The sequence below is a fragment of the Lactococcus sp. LG1267 genome, from assembly GCF_017309545.1.
Lineage (GTDB): Bacteria > Bacillota > Bacilli > Lactobacillales > Streptococcaceae > Lactococcus > Lactococcus petauri.
Genome location: NZ_CP071295.1, coordinates 1,851,073 through 1,870,304 on the forward strand (window position 1 = coordinate 1,851,073; position 19,232 = coordinate 1,870,304).

Consider the following 19,232-nt stretch of genomic DNA (forward strand, 5'->3'; position numbering starts at 1 on the left):
AACTTTAATGCTGGCGAATCAAAGTATTCTTGAAAGAATATTTATCCGCACGATAATAAGAAATATCGTATAAGATAGGTCGAGCGTCTAAAGCAAAAGCCGTGGAGTGTACGCGGAAAACTGGACTGTTCACTTTCACTTCCAGTAACTGAGCAAGTTCCTCTGTAGCCAGAATCGCTTCAATTTCTTGGTGCGAATAGCCAATTTCTATTTTTTCCTCAATAATGGAAAACAAGGATCCAGTCAATTCTTTCTCAGTTGCTCCCGTGATTAATTGTTCTGCAAAATAGAGTTTTTCTAAAGTCATGGGTTCATTATCAAGTAAACGCAATCGCTGTAATTCCACCAGTTCTGCTGTGGTGTTCAGTGCTTTTACAACTTCCTCTGGCACTTTCTTCAATTTTTTAAAATTTAGTAAACGTGTTTGCCCAACTTTTCCCATAGCCTCTGCTGCTTCGGTAAAGGACTTCAAACCCATACCTCCACTTTGAATCTTGGGTTGTTCAATCACATAGGCGCCTTTTCCTTTTTTCTTGATTACAATTTGTTTTGTCATCAAATCTTCCATGGCTTTACGTACGGTTAAGCGACTCACGCCAAACTCCAATGCCAAATCGTATTCGGATGGAAGTTTTTGAGCAGATACATAAGTGCCCTGCTCAATTCTTTTTTCTATTTCTTGAGAAACAACTAAAAACTTTGCTTTGCTTTCTTTTCGTTCAGTATTCATTACCTTTATTTTATCACGCTTATCTTCTTTTTAAAAGTTTCTTATTGACCAAGTCTTTCAATACTTTTCATATAAATTTCTATCATTTGTTTTAAATGTTCAATCTTTATATATTCATTTTCCTTATGGGCAATTCCTTTTTCCCCCGGAAAAGATGGCCCAAAAGCTACAATATTTGGCATTGACCGCGCATAAGTCGCTCCTGTAGTTGTGACGGGTTGACCATTTAATCCTGTCACTTCTTCATAAATATTTGATAAATCTTGTATTTCTTGCTTCATCTTGTCAACGTAGGTTCCGGGCAGACTGCGAATAATTTTGAAACTTGTGTCTGGGTAAAGATTTTCGCTTAAAGCATTAATGACTTGCTCCTCTGTCACAGTTACCGGATAACGAATACTAAGTGACAGATGAATAAGATTATTTTCTCTTTTGATTTTGTATGGCGTAAGTATTAAACGCCCACTTTCTTGGTCCGCAAAAGCAATACCTACTCCTTGACCAAAATGTTTTTCATGAAAACTATGGGTGAGCCATGAGAAATAGTGCCTCAGCTCATTATTTTCTAAATTATTTTGAAGTAAGGCTGCCAAGGCTGTAATTGCATTTTTCCCTAATTCTGGCGCATTGCTTGGCGTCCGCAATCCTTTGGCACTATAAGTTTGACGTCCACCAGAAAGTTGAATGTCATCAGGAACAAAGTCTTTAGCCATTGCACCATGAAAATCGCCCAATGAATCCAATACACCGTGAGCAAATCTTGTCGTCAACTCAAGAGCAACAACACCTCGCTCCCCGTAAACTACTGGAAATTTACAATCTGGTGTAAAACCAAAAAACGGTGCCTTTTCTTCTGACAAATAAAGAGGCACATCTGCTGATCCACTTTCTTCATCAGTTCCAAAAATAATGCGTATTGGTAGAAGAGGTTTGAATTTTCTTTCCTTTAATAACTTCAAAGCAAATAGACAGGACAGAATTGGTCCCTTATTGTCTAACACACCTCGCCCATAGAAATAGCCTTCACGCTCCTCAAGCTTAAAGGGAGGCGATAACCAGCCTGGGCCCTCCGCAGCAACCACATCAAGATGTCCAACTACTCCAATATAATCCTCACCTTCCCCTAATTGAGCATAACCCATTGCATCTTTGACGATTTGTATTTCCAGACCATAAGATTGTGCTTTTTCCATGACATAAGCTAAAACTTGACGTGGCTCTGCTCCAAAAGGGGCACCAGCTTCGGCTTCGCCTTTGACACTGGGAATCGCAATTGCTCCTTCCAAAAGGGATACATAGTCCTCCCAATTTTGTTCAATTTCTGTCCTATACATTTTTTACCTCTTTAGAATGCTTTGCTGTTTAAAAAACGAACAGTTTATATGCTTCTCGTGACTTATTATTTTCCTTTGCCTGTAAAACTTTACAAATTGCCTTATAAGATTCATTAAGTCCGACACCACCTTTTTTTGGCATTTTTACAATATCAATTACTTCTTTGTAAGCAGAAATTAAAGCCTGGTTTTCTTCAGACATGGCACAAACTACTTTGAGAGATGTATTTTTTTGTATATCTTGAGCAAGCTCCAATGACATTTTGGAAAACTCAGGGTAGTTAAAGGAAGGTCCGCAAATCACGCCCTCAATATTAAGCCGTTGCAACATCCCTTTTATCTTTCTTTGAACAACATCTGGTGCTTCCCTGTAGGTTTGTTCTCCCATATAAATCGTAACCAGCAAATTTTGTTCATGCTCAGCAAGTAAGGGTTTCAAAGTCACTCCTGGTCCAATCACTTCTTTTGTAGCAGTAAGTGGAACTTTTACATCATCCTTTGTTCCCATTCCCGCTTGAATTTGATTTAAAATCATTACAAGTCTCATTCTATCCTCCTATAGATTATCAAAGCTCAACATTTCCTCTGTAATAGCTTCTAATTCTGCATCAGCAGCTTGTCGTTCTTCATTCATGTATTGTACATCCATAATTTTGATAAAAGGAATGTAGATAAATACACCAATGATAAGCAAAACGAGTTGCAAAAGTGCTCCGGCCCAGTTTGTTGCTAAGAAACCTGAAATAATAATGGGCGTAGTCCACGGAATCAAAACACCGTTGGTGATTGGCACAAGATGAAGGTTCATCATAATATAAGAAACAATAATATTAAAGGTTGGTACTAAGACAAAAGGAATAAAAATGAGAGGATTAAGTACAATAGGAAGACCAAAAATAATCGGCTCATTTATCCCAAATATGCCTGGAACCAAAGCAAGCTTACCTAACTCCTTAATTCGTTTTGAACGACAAACAATTAGCATTGCAATTAATAAAGAAAGTGTTGATCCAGCACCTCCAAAGGTTGCAAATAAGTCTTGAAATTGAGCATTTACAATATGAGGTGCTCCGGTTCCATTTTTAAAATACTCTACATTTTCAAGAGAGAGCGTCAGCAGGATAGGATTAAAAACCGCACCCACGACTGAACTTCCGTTGACGCCGAAAAACCAGAAAACATGAAGAAAGATATAAGCAATAATCATTGCCCATACTGTATCTCCGAGATGGAGCAGCGGTATTTGTAAAAAGTTAAAAACTAAGTCAAAAGCATTTGTGCCAAAAATGTTCAATACCAAGTTCAGTGCAAAAAATATTAGCATGACAAAAGCACCTGGAATCAAAGCAGCGAAGGAATCTTCAACCATGGGTGGTACACCTTCAGGCATTTTGATTACCCATTTTCTGTTGACAGCAAATTGATAAAGATTAACAGAAACAAAGGCGCAAATAATCCCGATAAAAATCCCTTTTGCTCCGACCCAAGAAAGTGGGAGAGCTGTTAAGGTAGCTGATACCGGATTTGCCATCCCCTCAACTGTTACCTCTCCAGTCACAGAGTAGGGCATCAGAAGAAACCAAGACATTAAAGTAACTGCCGCTCCAAAAATGGGGTTAGCCTTAATTTCTTTCGCAAAAGAATAACCTATCCCCACAACTGCAAACACGGCCATGATCGTAAAGGTCGCATCTGCAGGCTTAGTAATCATTTCAGCTAAGGTCGTCCCGGTCTTACTGTTAATAACCGTCGTTTCCAAAAAATTAATCCATTGAGGAATAGGGAAATTTGCTAAAAGTAAAAAGAAAGATCCCGCAATCAATAGTGGTGTTGAAACGAGAAAACCATTTCTTATTGCAATAAGATACTTGTTACGTCCTATTTTTTCAGCCAGGGGCAACATAATTTTTTCAAGCTTTGAAAACATCAATTTCTCCTTCTACCTATTCGATAGGTGCTTTAATTCTTGCTTCATAAGCATCTAACCATTCTTGGCTAATGGGCTCGATTTTTGTCTTGTGATTTGCTTCTGGGTGGGCGATAAAGATACTTGGTTCTTGCTTTTGCGTGGCTACACTAAAGGTAAATTCCACATTTGTTGCGACACCCCAGTTTCCTGCTTTATCCAGTGCGACAAGTGAAAAAGCTCCTGCTTTACCGTATCTTTCTTTCAATTTATCTTCAAAAGAATACACCGCCTGATCACAAGCCTCTTGGGGCGTATGGCCTTCAGACATGAGACGAACGATTTCATAGGATAAAATTCCTTTCATCAAATCTTCACCAAGTCCTGTTGCTGTAGCCCCTCCAACCTGACTATCCACATAAAAGCCGGAACCTGAGAGTGGTGAATCACCAACCCGGCCAGATTTTTTCATGAAGAGACCAGAACTTGAAGTTCCTGCCACCATTTTTCTACTACTGTCTAAGGCAACCATACCCACCGTATCATGTCCATCATAAGCCGAAAGACCTGTACGTTTCATTTCTTCTAAACGTCTCTCCCATATTTTTTTGGCGCGCTCTGTTAACATTTTTTTCTGCTTAAAGCCTGCTTCAATAGCATATTGTCTTGCGCCTGGACCGACTCGCATACTATTAAATTTTTCCTCAGATAAGGCTTTTGCTACTGCTATTGGATTAGCAATATCAGTAATGCCTGCCACTGCACCAATTTTAAAACTATCTCCATCCATATATGCAGCATCCATTTCTAAAATTCCTGCTTCATTTGGTAGTCCACCATATCCGACAGACTTATAATAAGGATAATCTTCAACCTCTTTTATAGCTTGTTCTAGTGCTTCTCCAGCCTCTCCTCCTTTGCTCAAAAGCTCTTCAGCTTTACAAACCCCATCATGAGCCATTCGCCACGTTGCAATAATTCCCCACATAAATACTCCTTTTTTATTTTATATACAATCTAGTATATACTATTTGTATACATTATAAATTAAACGCTTACATTTGTCAAGGCACAAATAAAAATAGAGAAAGACTCATGCTTCTCTATTTTTATACTATTCTTGATTATAGATGTTTAATGCCTCTAGGAACACATGACCATACTTTTTCAACTTCACTTGACCTACACCGGAAACTTCTAAAAATGTCTCTTCGTCTAAAGGCATAATTCTTGTCATGTCTTTCAATGAAGCATCGGAAAATATCATGAAAGGAGGAACGCCTTCTGACTTGGCAATATCGAGACGTAACGTCCGTAATTCTTCAAATAACTCCAAATTAAATGTACCATTAGCTACAGACTGTTGCTTAGTAGTGCTTAAAGCTGTACGTCGCCAGACTTGCTCTCTACCTTGTAGAACAGCTATCCCACGATCAGAAACCCCAAGTAAGGGGAATTTGCCTGCGGAGACAGCTAAGTAACCTTCCCCCGCTAAAAAATCAATCAGTTCTCCAACTGCTTTTTGCGAATATCCCTTCATTATGCCAAAAGTTGAGAGTTTTTCAAAATTCCAACGTGCTAAGTTTTTATTTTTAGAGCCTACTAAAACTTGTGCGACTGCTGTTTTTCCGAAACGTTGTTCCATCCGAATAACACAAGACATAACTTTTTGTGCATCAAGCGTAACATCTGTACGCTCCCGGTCGTCTAAACAGTTTGAGCACTTATGACAGTCCTCTCCCGCATCACCAAAATACTGTAAAATATAACCCTGCAAGCAAGTTTCTGAGCTTGTATAAGCTTGCATCTGCCTTAGTTTTTCGTATTCTTGCTCCTTATGTTGCTCACTCCCTTCGCCTTGCTCGATCAAGAAGTTTCTGAGACGAACATCATTGGGCGAAAATAATAAGATAGCATCCGAATCAAGTCCATCTCGTCCTGCACGACCTGCTTCTTGATAGTAGGCTTCAATAGTAGCAGGCATCCCATAATGAATTACAAAACGAACATTGCTCTTATTTATCCCCATTCCAAAAGCATTGGTTGCCACCATAATAGGAACTTCATCATAAAGGAAATCTTCTTGGTTTTTTTGGCGCTCTCCCTCAGCTAAACCGGCATGATAACGTTTAGCAGGAAAATTATTTCGGTTTAACCATTCCGTAACTTCTTCTACTTCTTTACGTGTGTTGGCATAGATAATGCCTGATTCGTCAGTATGTTCTTTTAAGTAGGACTTTAAAAAGTCACGTTTATCTTTTCCTTTAACAACTTCAAAGCGTAAGTTTTCGCGTAAAAAACCTGTTTTAACAGTGTTGTATTCAGAGATTTGTAATAAGTCTTGAATATCTGCAGATACCCGAGGTGTGGCTGTAGCTGTTAGTGCTAAGATTGTTGGTGAAGTAGGCAAATCAGCCAATCGTTTCGCAAAAGTAACATAAGAAGGTCTAAAATCATGTCCCCATTGAGAGATACAGTGTGCTTCATCAATTGCAACCAAATCAATAGGAAGGTGTTGCAAAAAATAGTTAAAAGATTCTAATTCAAACCGTTCAGGAGCAACAAACAAGATTTTAACCTCGCCATTTTCGATCTGTTGCATTCGGAAATAAGCTTCTTGCTCATCTACTGTCGAATTAATAAATGTTGCTGGTATATTTGCAATATTTAGCTGATCCACCTGATCCTTCATCAGGGAAATTAAAGGCGAGACCACAAGAGTAACACCTTCTTGTAAAAGGGCAGGTAATTGATAGCAAATGGATTTCCCTGCACCTGTCGGCAATATCCCCAGAGTATCTTTTCCCTGTAGAACTTGCTCTATTATTTGTTTTTGACCTTGACGGAAACTTTCGTAGCCAAATATTTCCTTGAGTTTTGCTTCTAAATTCATCTTTTCCTATTATACGTTTAATACTAAAAAAATTCACGAACAAAAGTGAATTTTTTTCTTTTATTTTTAGAGTACCTCAAATTTTTGTTTTAGTCAAAAGTAAGGAATTCAAAATTACGGAAACGCTAGACAAGCTCATTGCCGCTGCAGCAATCATTGGATTGAGTAATCCAAAAGCTGCCAGCGGGATACCAATAATATTGTAAATGAAGGCCCAAAAATAATTTTGTTTGATTTTACTTAAGGTTTTTCGAGATATCTTAAAGAGATCGAGTAATTTATGGATTTTACCACCCATAATGGTCACATCTCCTGCTTCCATCGCAATATCTGAGCCTGTTGCCATGGCAACACCCACAGTACTACTTGCTAATGCAATAGCATCGTTTATTCCGTCCCCTACCATAATGGAATGTGAAGTTTCTTGGACAATTTTAGCTTTGTCTTCAGGTGATAGATTACTTTTTACTTCATCCAAATTGACAATTTCTTGGATTTTTTTAGCAGAATCTTCATTGTCCCCTGTCAACATCACAGTTTTAATGCCGGCTTTTTTCAGTGCAGCTACGGTCTGCACACTTTCTTGCTTAATTGAAGATTTAAAGGTTGCTGTAGCTATATGGCTTACATCATCCGCAAGATAAATAACAGTATCTGTGCTTGATGTGACATCGTACCCGTGCTCTTCCATAAGTTTTGCATTTCCTGCATAATATTGACGGCCATTTATTTCTCCTGAAAGTCCACGACCAGCAATTTCTTTAAGGTTTTCTACGGGGTAGATTTCCTCAGTTTTTACGGCTTGAGCTAACGGATGGTGCGAATGACTTTCTAAACTTGCTAAAATTTTAAATGATTCATCGTTGCCCTCAAATTGAGACAACTCAAATTCACCTGTCGTAATCGTCCCTGTCTTATCAAAGAAAACTGTTGTCACGCTATTTGTCAGTTCTAAAGCATTGGCATTTTTCAACAGCAAGCCATTCTTAGCAGCAAGTCCTGTTCCTGAAATAATTGCGGTTGGTGTCGCTAAACCAAGCGCACATGGGCAAGCAATAACCAATGTTGCCACAGCATGCATAATGGCAGTCAATAATGTCCCAGTAATAGCCCATGTTGCTACAAAAGTCACAAGTGAAATGACCAAAACAATTGGAACAAAGACATTTGAGATTTTATCCGCGAATTTTTGAATATCAGGTTTTGAGGCTTGCGCTTCTTCCATCATTTCAACCATCCGAGAAATAGTCGAATCGTTAACATCTCGAACAACAACAGCTTTAATGGAACCGTCTAAATTCACAGCCCCTTCAAATAGTGTATCATCGTCTGCTTTGACAACAGGTAAAGATTCGCCAGTCAAGTGACTTTCGTCAAAAGATGCTTTACCTTTAAGGATCATTGCATCCAAAGGTACCTTCTCTCCCGGATAAATTTGAATAACATCCCCGATTTGGACTTCTTCAAGCGGGCGCTCACCTTCTTCTGTGTGAACCATTTTAACCCTACTACTCATCAAGCTCGTGATTGCCTGACTTGTTTTTTCTTTAGCATTGTGCTCAAGTACTTTTCCTAAAACAACCAAGGTAATAATAACCATAGCTGATTCAAAATTCAAAGCATTGTCTTGTCCTAAAAATACCGCTAAAATTAAACTCGAAAAATATGCAACGCTAGTTCCAAGTGCTACTAGAACATCCATATTTGCATTTCCATTTTTCAATGCATGATAAGCGCCGACGTAAAAGCGCCAACCGATAATAAACTGAACAGGTGTTGCGAGAATAAGTTGTAAAACAGGATTGTGTAGAAACATCAAATAGTGTGTGCCCAATACTCCTTCAAACATAGCAAGTACTAAAGGCAGAGTCAAAATTACTGACACGATCAATGACAATCGTAAATTACGATTCCTTCTACGCGCTTGAGCTGCAATTTTTTCTTGATGTGCTTTATCGTTTACAATAGCACCATAGCCCACCTTTTCAACTATATTGATCACATCTTGATCACTAATGCTATCATCAAAAATGACTTTTGCTTTTTCGGTTGCCAAGTTAACTGTTGCTTCTTGGATTTTATTCGAGTTATTCAATGCTTTGGATACGGTATTCACACAGTTTGCACAGGTCATACCCGTGATGACAAAGTTTTGACTTCTCATTTTCTACTCCTTCATTAAATTTACAAATGTAAACATTGTGTTCCAGAGAAAACTGCCCCTAAGGACAGCCTTCTTATTTTACTAATTCGTAGCCAGCTTCTTTAACAGCCATTGCTAAATCTTCTACGGGTGTTGTCGCTGCATCGAATTTCACAAGTGCTTCATTCTTTTTTAAAGAGACTTTTGCGGATTTTACACCAGTAAGCCCTTCGAGTGCTGAAGTCACATGCATTGCACAGTGATCACAAGTCATACCTTTGATTACGAATTTTTCTTTTTCCATTATCTCTCCTCCATATTAGCTGACGTGTTGGCAGCTGCAAGAATTAAAATTTTCTAAACAAGTACAAGTTGTTTCTTGAACTGTTTCTTTATTTTTTAGCGCTTCTTGCAAACTTGCTACATCTTCTGAAGTCAAGTTTGACAAGGCGATCATATCGGCTAAGAGCTTCACTTGTTTTGTTTCACAAACTTTTTCAAGTAAAGACTGTCCCATCATTTGAATAGCTGTACATTCTGCCATTAAAGGGCGATAAACAAACTTACGACCTTCTTTTTCAGTACTTAGCATTCCCTTTTTCACGAGGCGCCCCAGCAAAGTTTTAACTGTTGCTAGAGACCAATCCAAATCGGGCGAAATTTGACAAGAAATCTCATCAACTCGTGCTTCGCCGAGCGACCATATAACACGCATAACAATCAATTCTGCATTTGATATATTAAATTCTGTTTCGTTCATTGGCGCTCCTTACTTTATTTTTACTACAACTACAGTTTACAACTGTAAACTATAAATGTCAAGTCACAACTCTGTATTATAAATAAAAAAACCCTTTAAGGCAAGTATAGACTTTCAAAAAGGGTCGTTTATTTTCAATATTATTATTTTCCGTCACCAAAGATGCGCTCCATAATTTCACGTCCTGTTGGCGTTGCAGCAAGCCCACCTTCACCAGTTTCACGGTGAGCAGAGGGCAGTGAGCGTCCTACATTGTACATACATGTGATCACTTCATCAACAGGTATAACTGTTTTAACACCAGCTAAAGCCATATCGGCGGAAATCATCGCCTGAGAAGCCCCCATAGCGTTACGATGGACACAAGGAATTTCTACTAAACCTGCGACAGGGTCACAAATCAGGCCCAACATATTTTGGAGTGTCAAAGCTAAGGCTATTCCGGCTTGCTCGCCCGTACCTCCAGCCATGATAACCAAAGCGGCTGCGGACATGGCCGATGCCGACCCAACTTCTGCTTGACATCCTCCTTCAGCACCTGCAATCGTTGCATTGTTTGCGATTGCTAAACCAAAAGCACCAGCTGTAAAGATAAATTCTACCTGCTGCTCATGTGTAAGCCCTAACTTCTTCGTTGCTGCAGAGAGCACACCAGGTAGACATCCAGCTGACCCCGCTGTCGGTGTCGCACAGATGAGTCCCATCTGAGCATTGACTTCATTTACAGCTACGCCATCACGCGCTGCTCCTAAAATAACATCACCTGATATCGCTTTTCCTGATTTAATGTATTCATCCATCTTCTTGGCATCGCCACCTGTAAGTCCTGTTGTTGACTTATTTCCAAGTAGTCCTTCCTCAATTGATGACATCATTGTTGCCAAGTTATGTTCCATCATCTCAATGATTTGTTCACGGCTCGCACCGGTTTGTTCTATTTCTTCTGCAATCATCAATTCAGCAATTGATGGATATGCTTTTGCATCTTCAAGCAGTTCTTGTACATTTGAAAACATAATTACCCCTTATTTAAAGAAATTTACAGCAGAAAGTTTCGGAATGTGTTTCATTTCCTCAAAAGCTTCTTCGACATCGAAACTGTCTACTTCCATAATCATGATTGCTTTTTCACCTTTAGCTTCACGTGTCAAATTCATTTGTGCCACGTTAATATCATGCTTTTCAAAAATAGCTCCGAGACGCGCCAAAATACCTGGTGCATCTTGATGGACAATAACAAAAGTTGGCATCCCTGCTGAAATAGAAATATCGAAACCATTGAGTTCGGTCACTTGAATCAAGCCCCCGCCAATAGAAATCCCTGTGACGCTCATGTCACGGTCCCCTTTTTTCAAAATCAGACGCGCTGTGTTAGGATGGTCTGCCTTATCTTCTGGATGAGGCACATATGTCACTTCCATCCCTTCTTCGTGAGCAATGCGCGGTGCATCTCGTAAGCGAGGATCATCAGGATCCATACCTAAAACACCAGCAACCAAAGCAACATCTGTTCCATGTCCACGATAAGTTTTGGCAAAACTCTCATACAAATGAATCTCAACCTTCTCGGGCAATTCGCCAAAAATTGAACGAATAATCTTTCCTATACGGGCAGCACCGGCAGTGTGAGAACTACTGGGACCAACCATTACAGGACCAATAATGTCAAATACACTTTTGTAACGTAAATTTTCCATATTTCCTCCGCAACTTTGCTCAGCAAAGCTTTTCGTTCGAATTTTTTATATTCCAACGAAACAATTTATTCTTAAAATCATTATAACACTAATACGTTTTCATATCTATATAAAACTGGGGCTGTAGCAAAAAGATAAGTTTGCTAATTTTCCCATTTTACGTGGACTTTTCAGACTATTCTTTAATGATTAAAAATGCAAAAAGGACATTTTTTTCTCAATTCTCGCCGATAGTTTGTGATATAATAAACTTTAGAAAAATAGAAAGAGAGATTTCAATGAAATTCAATCACAAACCTCTGAATCTTTATGTAAATTTCAAAGAATCTGCTGAAAAGTTCCCCAAAAGTCGTTTTATTTTCGATAAAAAGTTAAACGCTTTCCCGGAATTAGATCTTGAAACAAATTATCAAAGCGTTCACGAAGCAGTCTTGCAAAAAGCTTATAATTTGTCAGCCTTGGGAATAAAAAAAGAAGACAAGGTCATTATTTTTAAATCAAGTGCTTTTGACACTTATCTTCTGGCCGTTGCTGTGTCCTATCTGGGTGCTGTGCCTGCAATGATTTCCCATCACTTTTCTACACCAGTAATGGATACTCTTGCTGCACGCCTTGAAACTCCTTGGCTCATTTTTGATGAAGATACAGATGCTGTCGTTCAGGAATTAAAAAATGTAAACGAAGATCACAAACTCTTTGTTTCTGACTTTGCTTCAATCACTAATAGTCCTGTAGTAAGCAATCAACAATTAGCTACGGATGAGATTGCTTATCTCACACATACCTCAGGTACTACTGGAATTCCGAAACTGATTGCACACTCAGCTCAATCTATGGGCTGGCGTTGGGTCTTGCAACGTACAGTAATGGATTGGATGCCAGACAAATCTTCACTGTTGGCATTCCATATTTCACCTGTTCATTCCCGCTTTAACATTGGTATATCATCAGCCATGACCTTCGGCTTTGATCTTATGCCACTTTCTAATTTAGAAAAAAATACTGTGCTTAGCATGTTTGAAAAATATCGCCCTACAGCTTTCGAAACACACCCAAACCATTTTGTTCGCCTAGCAAATGTTGTAAAAGAAACACCCGAGGCCTTTGCTTCTATTCGCTATCTCCACTCTACTTTTGATGCGATTAACAAAGATACGATGCATACTTTCCTTGCGGCTTCTAAAGAGGAAAATCCTGTTTTCTTGCAAATCTACGGTCAGTCTGAATGCGGTCCAATGATTTGGAAAAAACACCGCCTTAGTACCTTACCAAGTACAAATGCTCGTGAAATGGGCATCGGCATGCCTGGACTTTCCCAAGCGCGCGTAACAGATGCTGACGGAAATGTTGTTCCTGCTGGTACACCTGGTCATATTCATTTCCTCTCTAAAGGGCGTGCTCTTACTTATTATAAAGAGGATAGTCGTTTTGCTGAAGAAGTTTATGGCGACTGGTGGGATACAGGCGACTGGGGGATTATGGATGAAGACGGTGTGCTCTTCCTCTATGATCGTCAAGTTGATCTCATTGACAAGGTGGAGTCAAACTTAGCCATTGAAGATCTCCTCCTCGATCAACACGACTTTCTTGACGAAGTAATAATTATCCGCGATGCTTCTGGACATCCTCAACCTATTTTGGCGCTTGCCGAAGGTAAAGAAATGGACTGGAAAGCTTGGTGGTCTTCTATCATTGACATGCCATTCCTAAATGAGCCGCTTCTCATGGACTATGATGCGATACCTCGTACAGCCACAATGAAAGTTCAAAGATTAGCTCTTGAGCGTGAACTTGCAGCAGCTAAAAAATAAATATCATATACAAAAAGGTAGTTCCCAAGAGGAAACTACCTTTTTTAAATTATTTTGCTACTGCTTGCCACAGAAGCGATAAAAGGAGAGAGAAAGCATAAGAGCTATTAAATAAAACCATATTTTTTAAAGAATAAACAAAGCTATGAGGCGCAGGAACTTCTGCTGCATGGTGTTTCAAGTTCTTCTGAATTATCGGAAAGGAAAGAACAGTCAATAATGTTGGCCATTCAAAAATTCCAATGAAAAAACCTAAAATAATGAAGAAATATGCACTGTACACAAGCAGTTGAAAAAGCTGAATACCTTGTTTACGTCCAATATAATAAACTAAAGTATAACGATGGTTTTTAATATCTGTATCCAAATCACGCAAGTTGTTAGCCAGCATAATATTTGCAATCGTAAAGACTAACGGTAAACTCGCAATTACCATTGCTATAGCACCAACTATATCTCCAGAAAGCGCAAAAGAGTTTGCCGCAAAGTTGAGATCAAGTTTAAAAATAGGATTTTCTGCACTATTGATGAGAATCACCATTGCAAAGATTCCAAATCCCATTGTTCCACCGGAAAAGATTTCACCCAATGGCATACGAGAAAGAGGTATCGGACCATAAGTATAAAAAACGCCGATAAAGAAGACGATGCCTCCCAGCACCAAAAAGAGCCAGCCCGTAAAATAAGCCAAAAGGAAACCCAAACCCAGGCTGACAAGAACCATGAATACTATCAAATTTCTAACAAAATGTGGTGACAGATTAGCTTTACCAATAATATTTTCTTGTTTTTGATAAATTTCATCTTTAGCTTTTTGAAAATCTTGATAATTGTTAATCGCTGTTACCGTCATATCAAAAATAAGCATAGCCAATAAAAAAAGAAACGATAGGCCAGCGTTAAATGTTTTAAAATAACTCAGACTGAAAAGTAAGCCAATAATATAAGGAAATATACTGGCAATTTTGGTTTTAATTTCAACAAGTTCTAAAAATGTTTTAAATGTCATAAAGCGTTTGGGATATCCTTCACTATATTTTCTTTGGTTTTCAAACAATCAAACTTCCTAGATGTTTAATTCTTCTTAGGATGCTCATCTTTTCCAGACAGCATGAACACTCTATATTATAGCTGATAAATGCTCCAGAATCAATTTCCGAAGGAATTTCTCAGAAATAAAAAATAGCTCTAATGAGCTATTTTTTAATTAACGTCCTTTATAAATTGAACGAGATTTACCATACCATACTTGGGTAAGTATTTTTTGAATCCAAGGTTGAACCCATTTATCTAAACCAAATGCGCGGCCTGAACCGTTCATTAAGGCAATTGCTACTGGAACAAACCAGATGTTTACCCAGAAGAACATACCAGATAGTGCGAACATCACTGTCAATGCTGCAGTTACAGCTGATGCAATCCAAGTAAAGAGACCAAAGATAATAGCAAGAGCAAGTAAAACTTCAACGATAGACATGAATTTTTGCATGAACAATGCAACATCACGATTTGGAATCATGAACTTAAAGATAGGTTCCATCCAATGTGGTACTTTTTCAAGTACTGGCATTGGCTCTGTACCATAAGCATATGAGAGACCCCATTCTGTCGCTTTGTGTGCAGCTTCTGCTCCACCACTAGCAGCAGCGCCAGTTGCACCAGCAGCAGCATCTGCAGCTTTAGTTGCAGCTTCACCGGTTGCGCCAGCAGCAGCATCTGCATGTTTAGGTACTTCTTGCAACCAAGCAAATGGGAATTTAAGATCGTCTGTGAACCAAGAACCTTTACCAAACCAAGTTGTAGGATTAAAGAATTGACCTTCACCAACAATTTTCTTCATTGCTTCTGTCAACCAAACAAGACCATAGAAGATACGAAGTGGCACAGCCCAGAGTACGTTACCTAAACGTGAAGTGTGACCACGCATGAAGTTACGATCATCTTTTGTACGGAAAACTTCATCCAAAGCATAACGCCAGAAATAATGAGCGGAACGGATTTGCAATGTGTAGATAAAGTAAACAATGTTTTTCATCAACATTGCCCAGAAACCTGTCAAACGCATGCTTCCGACTTTAGCAACACCCCAAGTTGAACCGATAGAAACCATTGTTCCTTGGTATTTGCTTTCGTGTTTATGTTTGCTTCCACCGTTAATATCTGCGATGATATTTGAAGCTGCTGTGTGCGCTGTTTGCTCTGCCGCTTCAACGATTTGTGGTGTTGGACGACCTGTATCAGGTTCGATATAACCTGAAACGTCTCCGGCTACATAGATACCTTTATCTTCAAATCCAACTGCTTCCATAAATTCATTGGCTTGGAGACGATGTCCACGTTCTGTTTCGTTAAGATTAGTCTGTGCTGCTGTATTCCCTTGAACACCTGTAGTCCAAATCAATGTGTGTGTTGGGATTTCTTTTGAAACTTTTTCTTCGTCTCGTCCACCAACATTTACTTTGATGTGATCTTCTGCAACTTCAACGATACCGTGATTTGTCAATACATTGACATTTTTCTTTTCAAGATATGCGTGTGCACGGTCTGCTTGCTTGCGGTCCAATGTGTTCAAGATTGTTGGCATCATTTCAACAACGTTGATTGTGATTTCTTCCTCAGGAATTTTCCAATCTGTTGAAACCTTCTTACGCCAGTCAATCAATTCACCAGCCATTTCAATCCCTGTGAAACCTGAGCCTGCAACAGAGATAGTCAAAAGTGCACGGCGTTTTTCATCGTCAACTTCTGTTGAACCATATTGAACAACAGTTTCAAGTTGACGTTTGATACGCATAGCATCTTCGAGTGACCAAAGAGTAAAACCGTGTTCTTTAACACCAGGTACCCCAAAGTCGTTAGGTTCACCACCAAGAGCAACTACAACATAGTCATAGTCGTAGCTTCCTTGTTCAGTGATAACCTTTTTGTTATCTTTATCAAGACTGACAACAGCATCAGTTACAAGGCTCACATTTTTACGTTTTCCCAAAAGTTTTTGGAAGTCATATTGAACTGTTGTGAATGGCACACGTCCTGCTGCAACTTCATGAAGTTGCGTCATAGATGTATGATAACTGTGTTTGTCAATCAAAGTGATGTCAGCATTCGCTTTAAGCTTTTTCGAAAGCTCACGTGTTGCATGAACCCCAGCAACACCACCACCGATGACTACGATTTTTTTCTTAGTCATTTAAAATCGGTCTCCTACTAGTAATATAATAATGAAAAAATTTCCATCTAACATTATATCGCTTTCATGCTGCTTTGTAAAGTCCGACATTGTGCTTCTACTAAGTAAGCGGACAAATAAAAGTTAGTTGACGAATTTATACATACCCTATCCTCTTTTTAAAGTCAAAATTAAAAATTTTATAAGAGTACCTAGCTTCTTTTTTTCAAGCTGAATTGCTGCATATCCCCCTAGCTATGTAGTACAATTATTTTATGAAGCTTACATTTGATGATACTATCACCAAGCGCCTATTAGCGCTTATTGAAGATGATCCTGCTGACTTTGTCTTAGACTTTGATCATACTTTAAGTAATGAGACACTCCCAAGCAGCTGTTGTGGCATTACACGTTATCGTATTGTTGCCGTTAATAAAGGAGAAGTTCCTAAAGTTTTTGATGGGAAAATCAGCTCACCTTTAGGTGATTTTTACTGCAAGGCTTGGGGGATGATGTATTTTGATGAAAATATGCGTGTCCGTGTTACGGCCAATCATTTGATTGAGATTATGGGCGATGGCGAAAAGATAGCCCCACATATTGAAATTGTTGACTATCGTCACCAATAAATAGTTATCCTATTTTTGTCCAAACTACAGAAATTTTCTGTGGTTTTTTCTTAAAATAATTGACAGAGTTTTCTAATGATATTACAATAAAAGGAACTACTTTATATCAAGTTACCCGAAAGGACATCTCGCCCATGGGAAAAATAAAAATCAACTGGAACCTTTGGCTTAACGGACTACTTTTTTTCGTTGTGCTTTTCTTACTTTTTAATGTCATTTCAAACATTACCCCGATTACAAAAAGCATTGGCAATTTTTTACAAATTCTCTCTCCTCTGTTTCTCGGAGCAATCGTTGCATACTTTTTAGATAAACCTATTCATAAACTTAGCTTGCTTTTTAGACGTTTGAATGTAAAATTTATCCAACATCATGCAAGAAAATTTAGTATTTTTGTCACTTATATGATTTTCTTACTTCTCCTCTTTTTTGTTATTTATTATCTCTTTCCCATTGTGGTTCGTAACTTACTCGAGTTTCTACGCTTATTACCTACGATTTACCAAAACATTTATCAATGGCTCAGCAGTAATCAATTTCAAGAGTTAGATAATTTTTTACAAATCGAAGACTCTATTCGCTCTTTTGTCAATGCGTTTAGTGCACAGGACGCCGCACGCTACATTACCAGCGGCATTGAATCTCTGAGTACCTTTACTTTCACACTTGCTTCACAGCTTTTCCGTATTGTTGTTGGCATTATCATTTCAATTTATCTTTTGTTATATAAAGAAAGTATCTTACAGATTCTCTCCCGCTTTGGGAAGATTTCTGCTAAGCAGGAGCATCTCCAAGCAATAAAATATTATCTTCGCCAAACAGATATTATCTTCTATAAATTTATTTCCACACAATTCATTGATGCATGCATCATGTGGATTTCATCCACGTTCTTACTATTTATCCTCCACATAACGGGCGTTGCTCATAATCCCTTCTCAGTGGCCTTAGGTTTGCTTATTGGTATTTGCAACATGATTCCTTATTTTGGTTCAATCTTTGCTTCGATTGTCGCAATGATTATCGCTTTTTTTACCGGCGGTTGGGAAGCAGGGCTTGTTACGATTATTATGCTCATCATCCTTCAGCAAATTGATGGAAATATCATCGGACCAAAACTAATGAGTGGTGCTTTGAATGTTAACCCCATTATCGTTATTATCTCTATCTCGATTGGCGGCGCTTATTTTGGTATATTAGGCATGTTCGTCGCTGTACCTGTCGCAGCCTTACTTAAAATTATTTTTATGGAGTATTTAGAGGCTAAGGAAAGTAAACTTTCTCTCACTCCTCACGAAAAATAAAAAAGAGTTATTTCTAACTCTTTTTTTCTTGGACTTTTTGAATAAAATTAAGGAGTTTTTGGTTAAAAGCCTCAATATTTTCCACATGAAGAATATGACCACAATCTGCAAAAATACTTACCTCTGATTGTGCGTTATGTTGTAGGTTCCGTGCTGCCTGAGCATGTTCTGGAGGAAAAATAGGCGAACACCCACCAGCAAAGAACAAATGGGGAACCGTTTCGCGCGTAAGATTCTGACACCAATCTTGAGTAATCACATTTTGAAGCAAGGCTTGGTGCTTTTGAAAATTAAAGGGCAACATCCCTTTACCTAACACACGTTTTACTTGATCTGTCAATTGACGATGAGTTAATTTTGTGCGCGGAAAATCTTTAATAAAATCAGATAATTCACCAAGAGTTTTACCTGTTTGTCCATCTAACCAGTCTGGCGCTCTCATAAATGTAGGTGCTTGATCCTCTGTTACGATTGCTGTTAACTTTCCGTCTGTAAAAAGCTCTTCATATGCCATAATGGTCGCTGCTCCCATCGAGTGTCCAACCAATATAGGTCGAGAAAGTTGCAGAGCATTCATCAACTCTTCTAAATCAGTCGCCAAACGATGTAAGGTCATCCCATAATCTACTTCTTGGCTTTGTCCATGACTCCGGTGATCATAAGTGACTACACGATAACCTGCAGCAACAAAATAATCGACTTGAAAAGCCCAAGTAACTTCGCTCGCCGAATAGCCGTTAATAAAAACGATTGCTTGATTTTCTGTTGCTCCATAGCTATGATAATTGATCTGAACTCCATCATTTGTTGTATAAAAAGGCATTGTTTCTTCTTTCTATTGCTCAATCTTTTACTG

At 38.6% G+C, this 19,232-nt stretch carries 17 protein-coding genes; 3 read left to right on the forward strand and 14 right to left on the reverse strand.

Going from position 1 to position 19,232, the window contains the following annotated elements:
* Positions 1 to 4: 4 nt before the first annotated feature.
* From J0J33_RS09065 to sdaAB, 11 genes are all read right to left on the reverse strand, one after another.
* Positions 5 to 730 (reverse strand): GntR family transcriptional regulator, LSA1692 subfamily, encoded by a 726-nt coding sequence (locus J0J33_RS09065; RefSeq protein WP_004256265.1) that lies wholly within the window; start codon positions 728 to 730, stop codon positions 5 to 7.
* Positions 731 to 771: 41 nt separating this feature from the next.
* Entirely contained in the window at positions 772 to 2,064 is a 1,293-nt protein-coding gene (locus J0J33_RS09070; RefSeq protein WP_206887560.1) for a Sapep family Mn(2+)-dependent dipeptidase, read from the reverse strand.
* 28 nt (positions 2,065 to 2,092) lie between these two features.
* Positions 2,093 to 2,611 carry a GrdB-related putative oxidoreductase gene (locus J0J33_RS09075; protein WP_206887563.1) on the reverse strand — a complete coding sequence of 173 codons (519 nt, stop codon included), beginning with the start codon at positions 2,609 to 2,611 and terminating at the stop codon, positions 2,093 to 2,095.
* Positions 2,612 to 2,620: 9 nt separating this feature from the next.
* Positions 2,621 to 3,991, reverse strand: a complete 1,371-nt coding sequence (locus J0J33_RS09080; RefSeq protein ID WP_061412813.1) for a PTS sugar transporter subunit IIC — start codon at positions 3,989 to 3,991, stop codon at positions 2,621 to 2,623.
* Positions 3,992 to 4,007: 16 nt separating this feature from the next.
* A complete protein-coding gene (locus tag J0J33_RS09085; protein WP_206887566.1) occupies positions 4,008 to 4,958 on the reverse strand; it encodes a N(4)-(beta-N-acetylglucosaminyl)-L-asparaginase in 951 nt (316 codons plus the stop codon).
* Between the two features lie 126 nt (positions 4,959 to 5,084).
* Positions 5,085 to 6,863, reverse strand: coding sequence for a DNA helicase RecQ (recQ, locus tag J0J33_RS09090; protein WP_206887568.1), 1,779 nt, complete (start codon positions 6,861 to 6,863; stop codon positions 5,085 to 5,087).
* A 76-nt stretch (positions 6,864 to 6,939) separates the two neighbouring features.
* Entirely contained in the window at positions 6,940 to 9,027 is a 2,088-nt protein-coding gene (locus tag J0J33_RS09095) for a cation-translocating P-type ATPase (protein ID WP_165719811.1), read from the reverse strand.
* Positions 9,028 to 9,100: 73 nt separating this feature from the next.
* Positions 9,101 to 9,310 (reverse strand): heavy-metal-associated domain-containing protein, encoded by a 210-nt coding sequence (locus tag J0J33_RS09100; RefSeq protein ID WP_004256251.1) that lies wholly within the window; start codon positions 9,308 to 9,310, stop codon positions 9,101 to 9,103.
* Positions 9,311 to 9,325: 15 nt separating this feature from the next.
* Positions 9,326 to 9,766 (reverse strand): CopY/TcrY family copper transport repressor, encoded by a 441-nt coding sequence (locus J0J33_RS09105; protein ID WP_004256249.1) that lies wholly within the window; start codon positions 9,764 to 9,766, stop codon positions 9,326 to 9,328.
* A gap of 143 nt (positions 9,767 to 9,909) precedes the next feature.
* Positions 9,910 to 10,782, reverse strand: a complete 873-nt coding sequence (sdaAA, locus tag J0J33_RS09110; RefSeq protein WP_004256247.1) for an L-serine ammonia-lyase, iron-sulfur-dependent, subunit alpha — start codon at positions 10,780 to 10,782, stop codon at positions 9,910 to 9,912.
* 9 nt (positions 10,783 to 10,791) lie between these two features.
* Positions 10,792 to 11,463, reverse strand: a complete 672-nt coding sequence (gene sdaAB, locus J0J33_RS09115; protein ID WP_004256246.1) for an L-serine ammonia-lyase, iron-sulfur-dependent subunit beta — start codon at positions 11,461 to 11,463, stop codon at positions 10,792 to 10,794.
* A gap of 278 nt (positions 11,464 to 11,741) precedes the next feature.
* Here sdaAB and J0J33_RS09120 point away from each other — a divergent pair, with 278 nt between their 5' ends.
* A complete protein-coding gene (locus tag J0J33_RS09120) occupies positions 11,742 to 13,274 on the forward strand; it encodes a class I adenylate-forming enzyme family protein (RefSeq protein ID WP_206887570.1) in 1,533 nt (510 codons plus the stop codon).
* Between the two features lie 49 nt (positions 13,275 to 13,323).
* Here the strand turns inward: J0J33_RS09120 and menA are convergent, their stop codons facing one another.
* Both menA and J0J33_RS09130 read right to left on the reverse strand, forming a co-directional pair.
* Positions 13,324 to 14,283, reverse strand: coding sequence for a 1,4-dihydroxy-2-naphthoate polyprenyltransferase (gene menA / locus J0J33_RS09125; RefSeq protein ID WP_206887573.1), 960 nt, complete (start codon positions 14,281 to 14,283; stop codon positions 13,324 to 13,326).
* 198 nt (positions 14,284 to 14,481) lie between these two features.
* Positions 14,482 to 16,464 carry an FAD-dependent oxidoreductase gene (locus J0J33_RS09130; protein WP_206921711.1) on the reverse strand — a complete coding sequence of 661 codons (1,983 nt, stop codon included), beginning with the start codon at positions 16,462 to 16,464 and terminating at the stop codon, positions 14,482 to 14,484.
* Between the two features lie 254 nt (positions 16,465 to 16,718).
* On the opposite strand from J0J33_RS09130, the gene J0J33_RS09135 reads away from it, so the two are divergent.
* A complete protein-coding gene (locus J0J33_RS09135) occupies positions 16,719 to 17,072 on the forward strand; it encodes an iron-sulfur cluster biosynthesis family protein (RefSeq protein ID WP_004256237.1) in 354 nt (117 codons plus the stop codon).
* 134 nt (positions 17,073 to 17,206) lie between these two features.
* On the forward strand, positions 17,207 to 18,376 hold the full coding sequence (locus J0J33_RS09140; protein ID WP_195917229.1) for an AI-2E family transporter: 1,170 nt from the start codon (positions 17,207 to 17,209) through the stop codon (positions 18,374 to 18,376).
* A 13-nt stretch (positions 18,377 to 18,389) separates the two neighbouring features.
* Here J0J33_RS09140 and J0J33_RS09145 read toward each other — a convergent pair whose 3' ends face one another.
* Entirely contained in the window at positions 18,390 to 19,199 is an 810-nt protein-coding gene (locus J0J33_RS09145; RefSeq protein ID WP_206887580.1) for an alpha/beta fold hydrolase, read from the reverse strand.
* Positions 19,200 to 19,232 lie beyond the last annotated feature (33 nt).